At 48.6% G+C, this 15,169-nt stretch carries 27 protein-coding genes; all 27 read left to right on the forward strand.

From position 1 onward, the window contains the following. The first annotated feature begins 5 nt into the window (after positions 1 to 5). The 27 genes from ABF463_RS03015 (at position 6) to ABF463_RS03145 (ending at position 15,164) form a co-directional block, all read left to right on the forward strand. Positions 6 to 287 carry a helix-turn-helix domain-containing protein gene (locus ABF463_RS03015; protein WP_415532108.1) on the forward strand — a complete coding sequence of 94 codons (282 nt, stop codon included), beginning with the start codon at positions 6 to 8 and terminating at the stop codon, positions 285 to 287. Positions 288 to 328: 41 nt separating this feature from the next. After that, positions 329 to 658, forward strand: coding sequence for a sporulation initiation factor Spo0A C-terminal domain-containing protein (locus tag ABF463_RS03020; RefSeq protein WP_415532066.1), 330 nt, complete (start codon positions 329 to 331; stop codon positions 656 to 658). 177 nt (positions 659 to 835) lie between these two features. Then, complete coding sequence (locus tag ABF463_RS03025; protein WP_415532067.1) at positions 836 to 1,120, forward strand: hypothetical protein; 285 nt, start codon at positions 836 to 838, stop codon at positions 1,118 to 1,120. A gap of 163 nt (positions 1,121 to 1,283) precedes the next feature. Beyond that, a complete protein-coding gene (locus ABF463_RS03030; protein WP_415532068.1) occupies positions 1,284 to 2,009 on the forward strand; it encodes a hypothetical protein in 726 nt (241 codons plus the stop codon). Between the two features lie 6 nt (positions 2,010 to 2,015). Beyond that, on the forward strand, positions 2,016 to 2,198 hold the full coding sequence (locus ABF463_RS03035; protein WP_415532069.1) for a hypothetical protein: 183 nt from the start codon (positions 2,016 to 2,018) through the stop codon (positions 2,196 to 2,198). 84 nt (positions 2,199 to 2,282) lie between these two features. Next, positions 2,283 to 2,474, forward strand: a complete 192-nt coding sequence (locus ABF463_RS03040) for a hypothetical protein (RefSeq protein WP_415532070.1) — start codon at positions 2,283 to 2,285, stop codon at positions 2,472 to 2,474. Positions 2,475 to 2,689: 215 nt separating this feature from the next. After that, complete coding sequence (locus tag ABF463_RS03045) at positions 2,690 to 3,334, forward strand: ERF family protein (protein WP_415532071.1); 645 nt, start codon at positions 2,690 to 2,692, stop codon at positions 3,332 to 3,334. Then, a complete protein-coding gene (locus ABF463_RS03050; protein WP_415532072.1) occupies positions 3,331 to 3,852 on the forward strand; it encodes a hypothetical protein in 522 nt (173 codons plus the stop codon). The genes ABF463_RS03045 and ABF463_RS03050 overlap by 4 nt, the downstream gene beginning before the upstream one ends. 261 nt (positions 3,853 to 4,113) lie before the next feature. Then, complete coding sequence (locus ABF463_RS03055; protein ID WP_415532073.1) at positions 4,114 to 4,668, forward strand: HNH endonuclease; 555 nt, start codon at positions 4,114 to 4,116, stop codon at positions 4,666 to 4,668. Beyond that, a complete protein-coding gene (locus ABF463_RS03060) occupies positions 4,646 to 5,065 on the forward strand; it encodes a single-stranded DNA-binding protein (protein WP_415532074.1) in 420 nt (139 codons plus the stop codon). The genes ABF463_RS03055 and ABF463_RS03060 overlap by 23 nt, the downstream gene beginning before the upstream one ends. Positions 5,066 to 5,286: 221 nt before the next feature. Beyond that, positions 5,287 to 6,144 carry a hypothetical protein gene (locus tag ABF463_RS03065; protein ID WP_415532075.1) on the forward strand — a complete coding sequence of 286 codons (858 nt, stop codon included), beginning with the start codon at positions 5,287 to 5,289 and terminating at the stop codon, positions 6,142 to 6,144. After that, entirely contained in the window at positions 6,120 to 6,887 is a 768-nt protein-coding gene (locus ABF463_RS03070; protein ID WP_415532076.1) for an ATP-binding protein, read from the forward strand. Before ABF463_RS03065 ends, ABF463_RS03070 begins: the two co-directional genes overlap by 25 nt. A 111-nt stretch (positions 6,888 to 6,998) precedes the next feature. Continuing rightward, positions 6,999 to 7,214 (forward strand): hypothetical protein, encoded by a 216-nt coding sequence (locus ABF463_RS03075; RefSeq protein ID WP_415532077.1) that lies wholly within the window; start codon positions 6,999 to 7,001, stop codon positions 7,212 to 7,214. Then, positions 7,211 to 7,651 carry a RusA family crossover junction endodeoxyribonuclease gene (locus tag ABF463_RS03080; protein ID WP_415532078.1) on the forward strand — a complete coding sequence of 147 codons (441 nt, stop codon included), beginning with the start codon at positions 7,211 to 7,213 and terminating at the stop codon, positions 7,649 to 7,651. Before ABF463_RS03075 ends, ABF463_RS03080 begins: the two co-directional genes overlap by 4 nt. Before the next feature lie 2 nt (positions 7,652 to 7,653). After that, positions 7,654 to 8,472: a hypothetical protein gene (locus ABF463_RS03085; protein WP_415532080.1), complete on the forward strand. Its 819-nt coding sequence runs from the start codon at positions 7,654 to 7,656 to the stop codon at positions 8,470 to 8,472. A 146-nt stretch (positions 8,473 to 8,618) separates the two neighbouring features. After that, positions 8,619 to 9,266, forward strand: coding sequence for a hypothetical protein (locus ABF463_RS03090; RefSeq protein ID WP_415532081.1), 648 nt, complete (start codon positions 8,619 to 8,621; stop codon positions 9,264 to 9,266). Then, positions 9,254 to 9,643, forward strand: coding sequence for a DUF551 domain-containing protein (locus ABF463_RS03095; RefSeq protein WP_415532082.1), 390 nt, complete (start codon positions 9,254 to 9,256; stop codon positions 9,641 to 9,643). Before ABF463_RS03090 ends, ABF463_RS03095 begins: the two co-directional genes overlap by 13 nt. Beyond that, the gene (locus ABF463_RS03100) at positions 9,640 to 9,936 is read left to right on the forward strand and encodes a hypothetical protein (protein WP_415532083.1); all 297 of its coding nucleotides are present in this window, start codon (positions 9,640 to 9,642) and stop codon (positions 9,934 to 9,936) included. The genes ABF463_RS03095 and ABF463_RS03100 overlap by 4 nt, the downstream gene beginning before the upstream one ends. Continuing rightward, positions 9,936 to 10,211: a hypothetical protein gene (locus ABF463_RS03105; protein ID WP_415532084.1), complete on the forward strand. Its 276-nt coding sequence runs from the start codon at positions 9,936 to 9,938 to the stop codon at positions 10,209 to 10,211. The genes ABF463_RS03100 and ABF463_RS03105 overlap by 1 nt, the downstream gene beginning before the upstream one ends. Beyond that, positions 10,208 to 10,408, forward strand: a complete 201-nt coding sequence (locus ABF463_RS03110; RefSeq protein ID WP_415532085.1) for a hypothetical protein — start codon at positions 10,208 to 10,210, stop codon at positions 10,406 to 10,408. Before ABF463_RS03105 ends, ABF463_RS03110 begins: the two co-directional genes overlap by 4 nt. After that, a complete protein-coding gene (locus tag ABF463_RS03115) occupies positions 10,392 to 10,760 on the forward strand; it encodes a hypothetical protein (protein WP_415532086.1) in 369 nt (122 codons plus the stop codon). Before ABF463_RS03110 ends, ABF463_RS03115 begins: the two co-directional genes overlap by 17 nt. Further along, a complete protein-coding gene (locus ABF463_RS03120; protein WP_415532087.1) occupies positions 10,760 to 11,137 on the forward strand; it encodes a DUF3310 domain-containing protein in 378 nt (125 codons plus the stop codon). The genes ABF463_RS03115 and ABF463_RS03120 overlap by 1 nt, the downstream gene beginning before the upstream one ends. A 65-nt stretch (positions 11,138 to 11,202) precedes the next feature. Next, complete coding sequence (locus ABF463_RS03125; RefSeq protein WP_415532088.1) at positions 11,203 to 11,508, forward strand: hypothetical protein; 306 nt, start codon at positions 11,203 to 11,205, stop codon at positions 11,506 to 11,508. After that, positions 11,509 to 11,922 carry a hypothetical protein gene (locus tag ABF463_RS03130; protein ID WP_415532089.1) on the forward strand — a complete coding sequence of 138 codons (414 nt, stop codon included), beginning with the start codon at positions 11,509 to 11,511 and terminating at the stop codon, positions 11,920 to 11,922. Positions 11,923 to 12,741: 819 nt separating this feature from the next. Next, a complete protein-coding gene (locus ABF463_RS03135; protein WP_415532090.1) occupies positions 12,742 to 13,023 on the forward strand; it encodes an HNH endonuclease in 282 nt (93 codons plus the stop codon). A gap of 105 nt (positions 13,024 to 13,128) precedes the next feature. Further along, positions 13,129 to 13,515, forward strand: coding sequence for a hypothetical protein (locus tag ABF463_RS03140; RefSeq protein WP_415532091.1), 387 nt, complete (start codon positions 13,129 to 13,131; stop codon positions 13,513 to 13,515). Beyond that, positions 13,515 to 15,164 (forward strand): terminase large subunit, encoded by a 1,650-nt coding sequence (locus tag ABF463_RS03145; RefSeq protein WP_415532092.1) that lies wholly within the window; start codon positions 13,515 to 13,517, stop codon positions 15,162 to 15,164. Before ABF463_RS03140 ends, ABF463_RS03145 begins: the two co-directional genes overlap by 1 nt. The last annotated feature ends 5 nt before the right edge of the window (positions 15,165 to 15,169 follow it).

Raw genomic sequence — 15,169 nt, forward strand, 5'->3', positions numbered from 1 at the left:
TTGCCATGCTCCCCCGATTTTACACTTTCCGCGAGGCATGCGAAGCCCTAAAAATATCTACAAATACATTGCGTGAGCGGCTGGCGCGTGGGGAGATCACAGGGAGAAAGGTTGGAGGCCAGTGGAGATTTACCGAAGCTGATCTGAATCGGATAGCCGAGAGGCAGGATTCGCTAAGCTGTGATAGCACAGTCATACCAATTATTAGGAAACGCGAAGCAAAACGGCCGGCTAAAGCATCCAGCATGTCGTTTCGTGAAAAAATGCGGGGAAAAGGATACATATAGCCCGCCAGCCAGCGCGCAAGCGCGTGAAAGGAATTACATATATGTTTGAATTTGCAACTGTGCCGGAAATTGAAAAGCCTACGCTCACAATGCGTAAACGCATACGTGAATATCTTGACGGGAAGCGCGTCAGACGTGCAGTTCTTGGGTATGATTACCTGCTGACTGCCGCCGAAATCTGCCTGAATAGTAAAGACGCTAAGCGCCACACCTGCAAGCTATATAACACCATTGCGAAACAGTTCGATGGCGCCACACAGTCCCGTGTAGAACGGGCTATCCGCCACGCTTTGCAAGACTGTACCGACATCAGCATGACCAATTCCGAATTTATCTGCCGCATGGTGGACGATTTGGAGGATGAAATATGACCGCCCGCCCCCCGTCATGCCCGCGCCCCTGCCCAAACCGCTGCGTTGGATGCCAAAGCAAGTGCGATACATACCGCGCGATGCGAGAATGGCACGAGGCGCGCCGCATCGCGGAACAAAAAGAATCGCTTGGGTACGGGATTGTGCCGAAGCGGAGAGACATGAGGAGGAAATTTTATGGTATCGGCTAAAACGGTGCTTCGTGCCGTATGTACATCATGTCATCGTGCGTGGGAGGTATCAAATCGTACCGCACATGTCGGATATATCTGCCCGGATTGCGCGGAGCATATTCGCCGGCTGCACACCGCAAAGAGCATGCAACAGCTTGTCCAGACGGCTGCAGGAATGGGATTTATCACTGAAATTGAGCCGGACGGAATGATCGACGTGGACGTGAGCGGCAGACCGTGCAAGTTTTGGCCGCTGGACGTGGAACCGGCGAGGCGCGGGAAATGGTAGAAATCGCCGCCTGCCTTATAGCACTGATCGTCATTTTAGCGCCGCTGTGCGCGGCAGGAGCAGTTATCGAACGCATAGAAAAAAGCCTGCCCGAGTGCAAGTCGGACAGGAGGTAAGGAAACATATACATCGTGATTGTATCACGGGAAACGGAGTGTGTCAAATGGAACTTAACATATCAGAAATCCTTAGCGATACGCTGGCAGAAATGGAGCAGACCGGAGAAGTTGAAAAGCATGTCAAGGACGTTTTTCGCAAGGCCGTGTTTTCGGCAGTGGACGGGGTGCTAGATGGCTACAAGCTGAGGCAATCCATCGAAGACCGTTTGGAAGAAAAGTTGCCAGAAATCGTTACCGATATTGGACTGGATGGGTACATGGAATTTGTCGCGCAGGCGGCAAAAAGCATTGTGGAATCGGTGCAGGGGGAGGAACTACGGAAACGCGCGCAAGCGGCCATGGAAAACATGCTGCTGAAAAAGCGGAAATCCATTAAGGTGTCTGAGATCATCGCCGCTTTTGCAGAGGAATGCAAAGACCAAGATGAGGACATGCGCCGGGATCATCCAGAATTTGAGGTTGAAATCAAAAACGAGCGGCAGACCTATAGTATTGATTACTATTCTTTTAATCTTAAACTGATGTGGAATGGAAACGACAACTGGGATAGAATCACGGCCAGCTTTGGGATGCTATACAAGCGCGGAAAGCCATCCAACATTGCGCATCTGGACATTAATGGGGAAAATCAGAACGGAAAAATCGGCATCCGAAGGTTAAGCAAGTTTGAGGCACTGATACTTTCCTGCTACTACAACAACACACCAGTGGAAATCGACATGACCGACCCGGACGATGTGGACACCTGCGTGTACGAGGAAGATTACTGATGTGCCTTGAAAAAAGATCGTCTGGCGACCCAACATCTGGCGATCTCGCACTACTCGCTGCTGCTGAAAAAGCTTTACCAGAACCCGGAAGTGCGTATTTTATCTGTCCAGTATGCGGGACGCAAGCGGCTGCGAGACGGTCAAAATTTAACAGGCATCTGCATGTCGAGTGTAAGACGTGCGATGTAGAAATACCGTGAGGTGATATAGTGCCAAATCCACTATCGGACTATGGGTTTTACCGTGAGGAAACGCGAAGGGAGTATGAGGAATATGGATACTATGACCGAAAAGCAGAGCGCAATCGTGAGTGCGATGAAGCTGAATGCACATGGACTTTCGGATGTGCAGAATGTCGAAGAAGCAAAGGTTTATGCAGGCATCATTTTTAGTCTGAACTGCGAGTTGGAAAAAGAAACTCCCAGCAAAAGGCAAGTGGGTGAATTGAATGAGCTTAAATTCTAAAAGCTGCGTTACATATTACACCGACGCAACCGCAAACATTACGGTACATTTCCCGGAGAACATGACGTTTTGCCAATACTGCCAATACTGCCGGAGCAGGGACAGCTTGAAGCGGTGGGAATGCCTAATCACTGGAGAATATTTGATATATCCGTTTACTGGCCGTGGAAATCAATGCCCGTTAGTGTTTGAAAGCAAGGAGGAATTAAATCCAGATGTGCGAACCAAAATTAATATATAGCGCTATTTCTTCGGCAATGTCTGAAATCGGCGTAATATCAAAAAACGATAGAAACAACCAGCAAAACTTCAAATATCGCGGAATAGATGCCGTGATGAACGCATTGCAGCCTGTGCTTATCAAAAACCACATCTTTATTTTGCCGGAAGTAGTGGATCAAAAACGCGAAGAAAGGACTACATCAAAAGGGAACCACCTGATTTATTCTGTGCTTAAAATGAAGTACACGTTTTATGCAGATGATGGCAGCAACGTGTCTGCAATCGTAATCGGAGAAGGGATGGACAGCGGGGACAAAGCAAGTAACAAGGCCATGAGCGTAGCTTTTAAATATGCTTGTTTCCAGGCGCTTTGCATACCGACCGATGAAATGAAAGACCCTGATTCTGAAACGCCAGAGGAAACAGCTTCAGAACGTTCTCACGGTAATCAGCATTCCGAATCCCCACAAAACGGGGCACACCGCGTAGCAAATGCGCTTATAAAAAAATTCGGGAAAGAGAAAGCTCCAGAAATGCTTTTCCCAATTACCGGATATAAGTCTACAAAAGATGTCCCAGAGGATAGGGCGAGCAGCATTATCAAAATGATTGAGGACTTTTCGGAGCTTCCACAATGACCGGCTTACTGTTTGATAAAGTCAAAGTCATGTCAGACAGGGAAGAAACGTGGATCATGCTTCGCGCAAAATTTCCACATTTGGCGTGCAAAATTGTGGATGAAATTAAGGACAAGCTGTATTGCGCAACGATTAAAGAGCACCGGAATAAGCGATCGATTGACGCAAATGCATATGCTTGGGTTTTGATGGATAAAATTGCAACTGTTCTTCATTGCGACAAGTGGGAAGTTTATCTCGAAATGCTTTCTCGATACGGTGTTTTTACGCACATTATTGTAAAACCGTCTGTTGTTGAAAAAGTGAAGCAGGAGTGGAGGTCGGTAAAAGAACTTGGAGAAGTTACTATAAACGGGCAAACTGGGATACAGCTTCAATGTTATTTTGGAAGTTCCACATATGATTCAAAAGAAATGGCGCGTCTCATTGATGGAATTGTGTCAGAATGCAAAGAAATGGACATAGAGACGCTTCCGCCGGACAAGCTCGACGTGATGAAAAGCGAGTGGGGAGCATGAAAAAATGCCATATATGCGGTCGTACAGACTGGGTTGAACGCCACCATGTTTTTTATGGCCCGTTTCGTAAAAAATCCGAAAAGTATGGGATGGTCGTTTATTTGTGCCATTTCTGCCACAATGAACCGCCGAATGGAGTTCATTTTAACCACCAAAACGATTTAAAATTAAAGGCAGAATTCCAGAAAAAGTTTATGGAGGAACATCCAGAAATGGACTTCATAAAAGAATTCGGCCGGAACTATTTATAGGGGGATACAGATGGCTAAAAAGAAAATGTGTATGCCAAGCAAAGAAACATTAGAAAGCTTCTATTTTGGGTCACGTTTGAGTTATTCCGAAATTGGAAATCTTTTTGGCGTTACTCCTGCATCGGTATTTTTGTGGTTTAAAAAGCTTTCAATTAAGCCAAGAAAATGCGGAAATTGTCTTTGCAGACCGCAAAGTGAAGCCGCAAGGGAGAAGCTGAGAAACGCCAATTTGGGGAAAATTATGTCTGATGAATCTTGTAAAAAAATATCGGAATCAAGGAAAATTCACGGAATAGGTCACAAAAAAGTTCGTTCCGACGGATATATTAGTTTGTTTTTTCCTGAACATCCGAATTCAACACGCGATGGCTATATAATGGAGCATCGTTTTGTAATGGAAAAACATTTGTGCAGGGAGCTAAAGAGTGAGGAAGTTGTTCATCATATCAACCACGACAGAAAAGACAACCGTATCGAAAATCTAATGCTTTTTCCCAGTGAATCAGAACACGCAAAGTATCATGCGAAGGAGAAAAACAAACATGCTGAACATTTGTGCGCTTAATGGTAGACTTACCGCTGACCCAGAACTGCGGCATACAAACAATGATATTGCGGTCACATCCTTTACATTGGCTGTAGACCGCAGCTATCAGCGACAAGGCGAAGATCGGCAGGCTGATTTTATTTCAATCGTCTGCTGGCGGGGCACAGCTGAATTTGCTGCCAAGTATTTTCACAAAGGCCAATTAGTTGCGGTGGAAGGTTCCATCCAGACACGCAAATATACCGACCGGGACGGTAACAAACGAAAAGCCTTTGAAATTGTAGCAAGCAATGTTCATTTTGCAGAGCCGAAATCAAAAAATGAATCAAATTCAAGCCAACACAATCCAGACGCGCAAACCGGAAATGATGAAGACTTTGTGGAAATCGGTAGCGATGATGATTTACCTTTTTAAATTATGGAACTAAAACAAAATGAACGGGGAATTTATTTATTTTTCCCAACTGATGAAAAACATTTACAGCGAACTGAAACAGAGCTTGAGAAACTACGTGTGCTTGTTTCTGGATACTGGACGTATACGCTGCAAGATTCGATTTTAAAAGCTCACGATGCAGCCTTGAAACTTTTGAAAGACCGCAAAAAAAGAAGGTGATTAGCACGGCAGAAAGAAGAATGTTTGCCAAAACAATAATTGATAGCGACGCTTTTTTGGAAATGTCGCAATCTGCTCAACTTCTATATTTTCATCTTGCAATGAGAGCGGACGATGATGGGTTTGTAAACAAACCAAACGCTGTTATGCGCACGGTTGGGTGCCATAGCGCGGATGCTCAAATGCTTGTTGACCGAAAGTTTATTATCCCTTTTGAAAGCGGAATCGTGGTTATAAAGCATTGGAAAATTCACAATTACATCCAGAAAGACCGGTACCACGAAACGAAATATACGGGTGAAAAGTCATCGTTGCAAGTCGAAGAAAGCGGGGAATACAGTCTGCCTGTATACAGCATGGATACAGAATGTATACAACATGTATCCAAAATGGATACCCAGGTTAGGTTAGGTAAGGTTAGGTTAGAGTTAGGTAAGGGTAGTACAGGTGAGGATAGGGGCGTGGGGGAAACCACGGCGGACAAGCCGCCGGAAGCGGAACCCACTCCGTACTCTGAAATTCAAAGCCTTTATCTCTCTCTTTGCCCATCTTTTCCACGCATCAAAACACTTTCAGCAAACCGCAAGCAAGCCATACACGCCAGATGGGTGCAGTACGGGAAAAGCCTTGACACGTTCCGAACGCTTTTTGAAAAGTCAGAAGCAAGCGCGTTTCTCAAAGGCGCAAATAGCCGAAACTGGTCTGCCGACTTCGACTGGATGATCAAAGACGGAAACATGGCAAAAATCCTTGAAGGAAAATATGACAGCAAGCCCGTTGCATCTCAAGGAAATGCAACTCCAGACTTTAGCGACCCGAACAGCTATAGCGATCAAGAGGAGGACTTACCAGAATGGGCGAGAACGTCGCAGAACTGATCGAAACCGGGGAATGTTGTCCAAAATGTGGGCGACCCATCCAGATCGGCATATGCCGACTTCTTGGTGTAGAGAAACGTGTGAGAGTCATGTGCCAGTGCGAACTTGACCGGCGGCAGAAAGAACGTGATGCAATTGATCACCGTAGCCGTGTATCGCAAATCTATTCAGAAAGCGGGCTTACCCCAAGACAACGGCAGGCAACCTTTGAGGGCTGGATGATACGGGATGGAGCAGAACGTGCATATACCGCCTGCACCAATTATGCCGAAAATTTTCGCGTCAGCTTGCGACACCGCGGAATTGGGATGTATCTGTATGGCACGACCGGAAGCGGAAAAACGCGACTGATTCACGCCATTGCAAATGCATTGATTGAGAAAGAAGTACGTGTAGTGTGCTGGAACGTCCCAAGCCTGCTCGGAGCACTCAAGGGCGCATATGACGGACACGGGAACGCCGAAGATTACTTGTACGCCGCACGTCATGCAAATCTGCTGATCCTTGACGACCTTGGCAGTGAAAAGCCATCTGAATGGACGAGGAACACACTGTATGAGCTTATCAACAGCCGCATTGAAAATGTAACGCCCACTATCGTCACGAGCAACTGGGAGCCAAATAGCCCACGCCTGTTGTCCGAGGATGTTTTAGGAGCGCGCCTTATGAGCCGGTTAAACGATCGGGAAGTTTTTCTGCCAGTGCTGAATAAGGCTACAGATTATCGCCGTGAAAGGCGCTGACACGAAGCACGCGCCACGCTGACGCGATAAAACGTAAAAATAGTGTAATTTAGTGGTTAAACACAAAAGCACAGCACAGAGCCGCACAGACGGCAACGAGAGGGGCAAGCAATGACATATGACTTTTCAATTTGGCCGGATGCAATTGTTTCCAGAGCACGCGCCAAACGACGAAATATCCTGCGCAGATTTGGCGATTCGCACAGCATTGTTTCGAGCAATGCGTATCTGTGGGAGCTGTGCGAGGAGGAAGCCGAAGCGCAGATTGCATCCGCGGTGTTTTGCGGCAAGCCAATTTTGCAAAGTGTGATTGGAGGTGCGGGATGACCGACAGCCGTAACGCTGAGCACTACCACGACCCAACGGCAGCGCAGGCAATGCAAAATTGCAACCGCCATTTTGCAATTGTGATATCTGGAAAAATGCCTGACCTAAACGACATGATAAAGCTGGCAAAGTCTGGACGCGGGAAGTACCAACCGTACGCCCGTGAAAAGGTCAGATGGACACAGGAAATAGCGTGGGAATGCAAGCGAATGCATATTCCACAATTGCGCCGTGCGAGTGTCAAAATTGACTGGCGCGAGCCGGACGCAAGACGTGATCCGGACAACATAGCAGCGGCCGCAAAATACATCATGGACGGACTTGTGGTGGCCGGAGTGATACGGGATGACAGCCAACGATATGTGACAAGTATCAGCCATGTGTGGCATGTGGACAAGCAGAATCCTCGCGTCGTAGTGGAAATTGAGGAGGGGTAACTGTGAAAATTGCCCGCGTTTTCCCGCGCCGCACCGCTGCATCCCCGAATGATGATCTTGCTTTTTTCGGGCCGCCGCCAATTCTCACGCTTCCTGAAGTCGACGAGGTACATATCAGCGTCGCGTTTACATACGACATGCGGCGGGCCGAGGAGCTTGCCTACCAGTGGGAGCAGGTCGGCGTACCGGTGAAAATGGGAGGCCCTGCATTCAACGAGCCGGGCGGTGGCTTTGTGCCGGGAATGTATCTTAAACGCGGATATGTAATCACGTCCAGAGGATGTCCAAACCGGTGCTGGTTCTGTAACGTACCAAAACGCGAGGGTTACCATTTACGGGAATTGCCGATCACAAACGGGTGGAACGTACTGGACGATAACCTGTTAGCTTGTTCCGATCAGCATATCCGCGCCGTATTTGACATGTTGAAACAGCAACCGAAACACCCGGAGTTTACGGGCGGATTGGAAGCAAAAATTTTGAAACCGTGGCATTGTGACCTATTACGAGAGGCACGAACAAAACGCATGTATTTTGCCTATGACACGCCGGACGATTTGGAACCGCTGGTTGATGCAGGACGGATGTTGCAGGATGCTGGGTTTAAATTTTCGACACATACGATGTGCTGCTATGTGCTGATCGGATATCCTGGTGATACATTCGAGCACGCCGAGAAGCGGCTGACCGAAACAATCCAGGCGGGGTTTATGCCATATGCAATGCTGTACCGGGATAAGCACGGGCAAGTAGGTGCAGAATGGCGGAAATTTCAACGTGTGTGGTGCAGACCACAGATTGTGGCGGCAAAGCTGAAATAGACATAAAAAATCCCCGCCGAAGCGTAAACGCCGCATACGCCGCCCACAGTCCACCGTACTGCGCTAAAAACGCTAAGCAGTGTAATTTAACGTGTTAAAAAATAGCGCGGCACAAGTAATTGTGGACGTGAATAGGAGAAATAAAGATGGCATTAAAAGGCGAGCTATTCTCACAAGACATGGTTCGAGCATTGCTGAATAGGAGAAAGGTACATACGGCGAGACCTGTGAAGCGCAAATATACCGATAGCATGTTAGAAATGTACCGAGGCATTTTGCGCGAAGCATCCCCAGAAGTGCCGCCGGTTAATTTGGGCAATGGGATTACGCGGCACACGCTAAGAAACTATGTGCCTTGCAAGTCCAAATACCAACCCGGTGACTACATGTATGCGAGAGAGACATGGAAATGTATTGGCTATAACAACATGGATGGTAACTTTGGCTATAGCGTCGAATTTAAGGCAGATGGAAGTTCAAAATACTTTGAATTTGACGATGCAGAACGTTTTGACAAGTTTGGGAAATTTGCGGATAAGAATGGCTGGCAGCCTCTGTATTTCATGCCACGTGAAGCCGCAAGGTTGTTTTATCGGGTGATCGACGTTGGGGCCATGAATCTGAACGATGTGGACGAGCAGTTTGCACGAGAGGATGGGTTTGAAGCCGATGAAATGGATTCTGCTCTGGATAAATTCAAACGGTTTTGGTTTGACACCTACGGCGCAGACGCAAGATGGATGTGGGTGTACTGGATGGAGAGAGTGAGCAAGGAGGAACCATGGAACGGTTGACGCAAAGATATGGAGACAATGGTGTTGAGCTGGTAAATGACACCATAGACGCACCCGGGGTAGCCGAAACAATTGCAATGCACCGATTGGCGGATTATGAGGACACCGGTCTCACACCCGCAGAGATTGCGGAGTTGAAAGAGCGTCAACGGTGGATTCCGATGAGCGAAAGACTTCCAAATGCAACAGACGGAGATTATTTCGGGATGATTTTGGTCTGCTGGGATGGTCGAAAATCGGAGCCAACGGAGCCAAAATTGCATTCTTGTATAGAAACCGTGACCGTAGGAAAAATGCTTGAATTATACAGATCGGGTCAATGGAATGTTACACACTGGATGCCACTACCCGAACCGCCGAAGGAGGAAACACGATGAATAAATATCGTTGCCAAGATAGCGTGCGCCGAAAATGCGACGTGGGTCACTGTGACGGAATCTATTACGGGAATGACTGCGAATGCGCCAAAATCAATGATAAGGCGGCAGAAGAACCCACGGCCACCAACTTCCAACACCATTTCGCAACGCTGGAGAGTGCGGCGGAGTTTTTAGGCCAGCACATGGATTGTGATTACTGCCCTATTGGTTGCAAATTACCGCTTGATCCGGAACAAATTTGTAAAGACATATTGCTTGACTGGCTCAGCGCGCCTGCGGAGGATGAATAATGCCACGTTATAATGTCAAAGCAGATGACGAATATGCCTGCTTTTCAAGCATTGTGGACGCTTTTATAACGCCTTTCATGCCGATAGAAGACTACGAAAAATGGCGCGAAAGGGAATATGGAAAAGATACTATGCCGCTTGAAAGAGCAAACCATATGCCGCTGAGAGAAGCCCTGTTTCGGGTTTCTTTGAATAAAACAGATGCAGAAATCATGGATAATCTGCGTGAAGCTGGATTGCTGTATAGACACGCGCCTGTGGAGGGCACGGAATGATGATTGTTGCTATTTTTTATCTGGTATATGTCGCGTTTATGTTCCTCTCCACGAACGGTAACTGCCATTTGAATTTTACACATATCATGATATCTGTCGGAATCATCGCGGCATGCGAACGTCTGGACGGCATTGAAAAGCAAATTTCAAAAATCAAAACGGAAAGTGAGAAGAACAATCATGCTGAATCTCTCTGAAATCAAAGCCGCGGCGGAAACGATAGAAGATATTATTGCGGTTGCTGGGACGCACGCCGCCGACGGAGAAAGAAGCGGAAATGTATATATTCCGCCGGACACAGCAGAAATTCTAAGACGGGTGTCAAAACAAATTTCCTCCCTTTGTGATCGCGTGGAGGAACTGGAAAATGAGAACGCCATGCTAAAAGCGCAGAAAAGGCCTTGCACCGTGGCGCGCCGCTTGATGGATAAGCTTGCCGCAAAGGATGCGGAAAATGCCGCTCTGCGCCGGGCACTGGAACATGCGTGTACGCTTATATATGGCGTTAAACCAGACGAGCTTATCCGCCAAGCGCAGGAGGAAAAATAATGGAAAAGACGTGTGCAAATTGTAAATATAGTCATCGGTTCAACTCGGATGCTCCCTGCAACAGTTGCTCTCGGAGATTTATTCCACATAATGAAAGCCGGGGAATCGCAGATTGTTGGATACTCCATCCGGGGCTATCCGCCTCAGAAGAAACCGCAAGCACCTCCCACCCCGACTACTACCTGAAAAACGGCGTTAAATGCTTTCAAGCGATTGATGCCGCCACCGATAACCTGATAGGCGCAGATGCTTTTGATACCGGCAACGCAATTAAATACCTCTGGCGCTGGAAGGACAAGAACGGCGTGGAGGATCTGAAAAAAGCGATTACCTATATCCAGCGAATTATTGGCAGGGAGGAACCCCATGCAAATTGAATGTGCATATTGCGGTCATTCCAAAATGCAAGTTAGAAAACAGCAGGCGCAAGGTGGAAAAGGGGGTGAGACGAGTGAAAGCACACACGCCAAAAGTGTTTATGACTGAAATGCAGATCAGGCATAAAATTCGTGAATTTCTGGAAGAAGAATACCAAGCGGGGCAAGCCGATCAGCGCGACATCGATCTTCTGGCGGCGCATGAAGTATTCGGGGCCGGGGAAAAACGGTTGGAACGGTTTAATGACCGATGCAACGAACTTGTGGACGAATGTAACCAATGGCATAAAGACGATCCGATCGACGGGTTTAAGATTGCCAGGGAACGCATTCGCGATGAATTGAAAAAATACGGGGTTGAGGTGAAGTGAATGCCGAATGAACGTGACTTGAAGCTGGATGAATACGCTATATCGAAATACGCTTACCGGGAACTGAAATACTTTTGCCTGCAATATCCCGAAAAGAAACGTAGGATTGCCGATCTACATAATCCGCTTCGGGCTATGAATTACGACGGGATGCCGCACGGGACAAGCCCGGGCGAACCTACGGCAAGGGCGGCAGAGTTGGCGGCAGTGTTGTCACACGATTGTGAAATGATTAAACAGGCGGCAATAGAGACGGACCCTTCGCTTTATCAATGGATAATTCTGTCTGTCACCGAGGGAGTACCTTACCATTTTCTCAAAACTTTAAAAGATATTCCATGCGGGTATAACTATTTTTATCAGAAAGTGCACAAGTTTTTCTTTTTACTTTCAAAGAAAAGAAATTTGATTTGAGGTAATCAGAGGACACTGTCAAGGGGTAAACTAAGTATAGTGGTTTTCGACACACGGGAATCCACACGCCTTTTATCAGATTCTCCACTTTCACCCCGGCCAACTGGTCGGGCACTTTTTTGCAATCTGACGGCGCACGAACCGTCTGATTGCTCCATGCATCGGTCGCCCTTCACGGCAGGTCGCGTGTGGGCGGTTCAGTGATGGCCGGTGCGACCATACCGTGCATAAGTGCGAGATATAAACCGCCTGCACGGGATGCCACCAAAGACGGTGGCATATGTCGGATTGGAATAATTGGGAGTGCGCTGGCTTGCCGATGCAGGCAGCTGGAGGCGCTGGTTCAAATCCAGCATCCGAAACCATGTGGGGAGCCGCAATAAGGGCGGTAGTGTGGGCTGACCGGCGGGGAGGCAATGCTCACAAAACTTTTTATGTTTTTAGGCGGTAGAGATGGAGCCGGTTTACACCTTCGGTGTGCCAGCCGGAGTTAAACAAAAAAAGGAACATTCAAGCAGGGGCCTCTTACCGTCGGGTAGCCTGCGACGTTTCGGCAGTGCGATATAACTGCCGGGTTTAACAGACCTGTTACTACAGGCTTGGCGGGTCAGTCTGCGGACGGCCCGCGCGATTATTCAGCGTCCAGTGATGGGCACTTTATTTTATGCTTTGGGGGTGACCACCACGGTAATCAAGTGGATTCACACAGAGCCATGCAGCGTTTGCCGTGGGAGTGCGCACCGGGACAGATACCATAGACCGCAGACTCCTTGCTATCATTGCAGGGACGCGGAGGAATATGTGAAAGAAGGCAACACCATGGCAAGACCCTTTGCAGAATCCTTTTATCATAGCCGTGCATGGGAACGTTGCCGACTTGGGTTCATGCGGTCGAAGCATTGGACCTGTGAACGGTGTGGCGCGCCTGCCACGGTAGCACACCACAAGGTACACCTGTCACCCAAGAACATCAACAATCCGAACGTCACGCTGTCATGGGACAACCTCATGGCTGTGTGCACCGACTGTCACGCAGAGCTGCATCGCAAAAATCAGACAATGAAGTTTGACGCAAACGGCGATCCTATCCCCCCCAGGTGACCATGTGCCATCCCAGCCCGGGGACCGGGTAAGGGTTAAGGGAAGACCCCGAACCGTCGCGCGCATAACCCCTCCCCCTAAAAATCTTGAAGTGAGGTGAAAAGCATGGAAGAATCCACAGATCGTGACAGCCGCATTGAAAAATCGGAAAAAGCCCTCAAATCCATTCTGCGCAAGCGCAAGCTTCCGAACGAAAAGATACGCGCCGCCGAAGGTCTGATCAAGCGGATTGCTTTCATGCAGGTTTCCCTCGAAGATTTGGAAGCTGACGTCAATGAAAACGGCGCGACAGAAATGTTCAGCCAGACAGAAGGCATTGAATACGCCCGTGAACGGCCTGCCATGGCCATTTTCAACCGCACGATTAAAAACTATGCGGCGGTTTTCAAGCAACTGTTTGATCTGCTGCCAGACGACAAGCCGGCAGCAGATGCCGGAGCCAGTGAAGAAGAAAAAGCCCTGCTTGGCATGATGAAGAAGGCGAGGCGGTGATGGATTGCATTCGGAAATACTGGCAGGAAATCCAATCCGGGCACATTATCGCCCCCCGCCGGATCATTCAGCAATACCGCCCCCTGGTGGAGGAATTGGATCATCCAAAAGGCCCTTGGGTGTTCGACGATAATAAGGCAAACGCCCCGATTGAATTCATTGAACGATTCTGTAGACAGTCGAAAGGGCGCTGGATTGGACAGAAAATTGAGCTTCAATTGTTCCAAAAAGCAAAATTTCAGGCCATTTTCGGGTTTGTTCACGCGGATACCGGGTTGCGCCGGTGTCGCGAAGTGTTCTCAGTAGAAGCCCGGAAAAACGGCAAGTCCTGTGAGACCTCCGGCATCGGGAATTACATGCTGCTGGCGGATGGTGAGGGCGGCCCGCAGGTGTGCTGTGTGGCAACCAAGCGCGATCAGGCGCGTATTGTATTCGGCGAAGCGGTCAATATGGTGCGGCAGTCGCCTGCCTTGCAGCGGTTCATCCGCAAGCGAAAATCGGACATGTACAGCCCGTTCAACTTCGGTACCTTCGAGCCGCTGTCCAGCGATTCCAACACTCTCGACGGTTTGAACATGTCCTGCGGCATCCTTGATGAAGTGCACGCCATGAAGGACCGCAACATTTACGACGTGTCAGTGCAGTCCATGGGCACCCGCGAACAGCCCCTCATGTACATCATCACCACGTCCGGTTTTGTGCGCGGCGGTATCTATGACGAACTCTATGACCTTTCCTGCAAGCGGCTGGACGGTCTGGAAGGCTTTGAGGATGAAACCAAGCTGGCATTCATCTATGAACTGGACGACCGTTCTGAATGGACAGACCCTAAAATGTGGGAAAAAGCAAACCCCGGTCTTGGCACCATCAAGAGTTACGACTATCTTGCCAAACAGGTAGAGGACGCCAAACGCCGCCCCAACTATCTGCCTACAGTGCTAACTAAGGACTTCAATGTTCGCGAGACGGCGGCCGGTGCGTGGATGACTTATCAGGACATCGACAATTCCGCCACGTTCACCATGGAGGACGTGTCCAACACCTACGCCATTGGCGGGTGCGACCTGTCCGCTACCACAGACCTCACCTGTGCAACATTGCTCATTATGAAAGCGGGAAGCGATGTGAAATACGTTCTGCAAATGTACTTTTTGCCGCAGGAACTCTTGGACAAGCGCGTGCGCGAAGACAAAATTCCTTACGACATCTGGGCAAAGCGCGGCTTGCTGACTGCCTGCCCCGGATGGCGTGTGGATTACGCCATGGTGACGGCTTGGTTCAACCGGATGTTGAGCAAATACGGCATCACGCCGCTGTGGATTTATTACGACCGCGCACTGGCAGGCTACTGGGTACAGGAAATGACAGCCAATGGCTTCACAATGGTTCCATGCGCACAGGGAGCCATGACATTCAGCCATCCCATGAAAATGTTGGAAGCCGACCTGAAGGACAAGCTGGTCAATTACAACCACAATCCCATTTTGCTATGGTGTTTGTGCAATACATCCGCCCAACACGATACAAACGACAACATCCGCCCAATCAAAGGCGTATCCAGCCGGAACCGCATTGATGGCATGGTCAGTCTGCTGGATGCCTATGTAGGGCTGAATGATAAGATGCAGGATTACACGGCCATGATTTGAGGTGA

The organism is Ethanoligenens sp. (assembly GCF_047718355.1).
In the GTDB taxonomy this organism is placed as follows: Bacteria; Bacillota; Clostridia; order Oscillospirales; family Ethanoligenentaceae; genus Ethanoligenens.

Bases quoted from the DNA above. Each gene is read 5' to 3' on its own strand.
- ABF463_RS03015 (WP_415532108.1), top strand. From the start codon at position 6: ATGCTCCCCCGATTTTACACTTTCCGCGAGGCATGCGAAGCCCTAAAA.
- ABF463_RS03020 (WP_415532066.1), top strand. From the start codon at position 329: ATGTTTGAATTTGCAACTGTGCCGGAAATTGAAAAGCCTACGCTCACA.
- ABF463_RS03025 (WP_415532067.1), top strand. From the start codon at position 836: ATGGTATCGGCTAAAACGGTGCTTCGTGCCGTATGTACATCATGTCAT.
- ABF463_RS03030 (WP_415532068.1), top strand. From the start codon at position 1,284: ATGGAACTTAACATATCAGAAATCCTTAGCGATACGCTGGCAGAAATG.
- ABF463_RS03040 (WP_415532070.1), top strand. From the start codon at position 2,283: ATGGATACTATGACCGAAAAGCAGAGCGCAATCGTGAGTGCGATGAAG.
- ABF463_RS03045 (WP_415532071.1), top strand. From the start codon at position 2,690: ATGTGCGAACCAAAATTAATATATAGCGCTATTTCTTCGGCAATGTCT.
- ABF463_RS03050 (WP_415532072.1), top strand. From the start codon at position 3,331: ATGACCGGCTTACTGTTTGATAAAGTCAAAGTCATGTCAGACAGGGAA.
- ABF463_RS03055 (WP_415532073.1), top strand. From the start codon at position 4,114: ATGGCTAAAAAGAAAATGTGTATGCCAAGCAAAGAAACATTAGAAAGC.
- ABF463_RS03060 (WP_415532074.1), top strand. From the start codon at position 4,646: ATGCTGAACATTTGTGCGCTTAATGGTAGACTTACCGCTGACCCAGAA.
- ABF463_RS03065 (WP_415532075.1), top strand. From the start codon at position 5,287: ATGTTTGCCAAAACAATAATTGATAGCGACGCTTTTTTGGAAATGTCG.
- ABF463_RS03070 (WP_415532076.1), top strand. From the start codon at position 6,120: ATGGGCGAGAACGTCGCAGAACTGATCGAAACCGGGGAATGTTGTCCA.
- ABF463_RS03075 (WP_415532077.1), top strand. From the start codon at position 6,999: ATGACATATGACTTTTCAATTTGGCCGGATGCAATTGTTTCCAGAGCA.
- ABF463_RS03080 (WP_415532078.1), top strand. From the start codon at position 7,211: ATGACCGACAGCCGTAACGCTGAGCACTACCACGACCCAACGGCAGCG.
- ABF463_RS03090 (WP_415532081.1), top strand. From the start codon at position 8,619: ATGGCATTAAAAGGCGAGCTATTCTCACAAGACATGGTTCGAGCATTG.
- ABF463_RS03095 (WP_415532082.1), top strand. From the start codon at position 9,254: ATGGAACGGTTGACGCAAAGATATGGAGACAATGGTGTTGAGCTGGTA.
- ABF463_RS03100 (WP_415532083.1), top strand. From the start codon at position 9,640: ATGAATAAATATCGTTGCCAAGATAGCGTGCGCCGAAAATGCGACGTG.
- ABF463_RS03105 (WP_415532084.1), top strand. From the start codon at position 9,936: ATGCCACGTTATAATGTCAAAGCAGATGACGAATATGCCTGCTTTTCA.
- ABF463_RS03110 (WP_415532085.1), top strand. From the start codon at position 10,208: ATGATGATTGTTGCTATTTTTTATCTGGTATATGTCGCGTTTATGTTC.
- ABF463_RS03115 (WP_415532086.1), top strand. From the start codon at position 10,392: ATGCTGAATCTCTCTGAAATCAAAGCCGCGGCGGAAACGATAGAAGAT.
- ABF463_RS03120 (WP_415532087.1), top strand. From the start codon at position 10,760: ATGGAAAAGACGTGTGCAAATTGTAAATATAGTCATCGGTTCAACTCG.
- ABF463_RS03130 (WP_415532089.1), top strand. From the start codon at position 11,509: ATGCCGAATGAACGTGACTTGAAGCTGGATGAATACGCTATATCGAAA.
- ABF463_RS03135 (WP_415532090.1), top strand. From the start codon at position 12,742: ATGGCAAGACCCTTTGCAGAATCCTTTTATCATAGCCGTGCATGGGAA.
- ABF463_RS03140 (WP_415532091.1), top strand. From the start codon at position 13,129: ATGGAAGAATCCACAGATCGTGACAGCCGCATTGAAAAATCGGAAAAA.
- ABF463_RS03145 (WP_415532092.1), top strand. From the start codon at position 13,515: ATGGATTGCATTCGGAAATACTGGCAGGAAATCCAATCCGGGCACATT.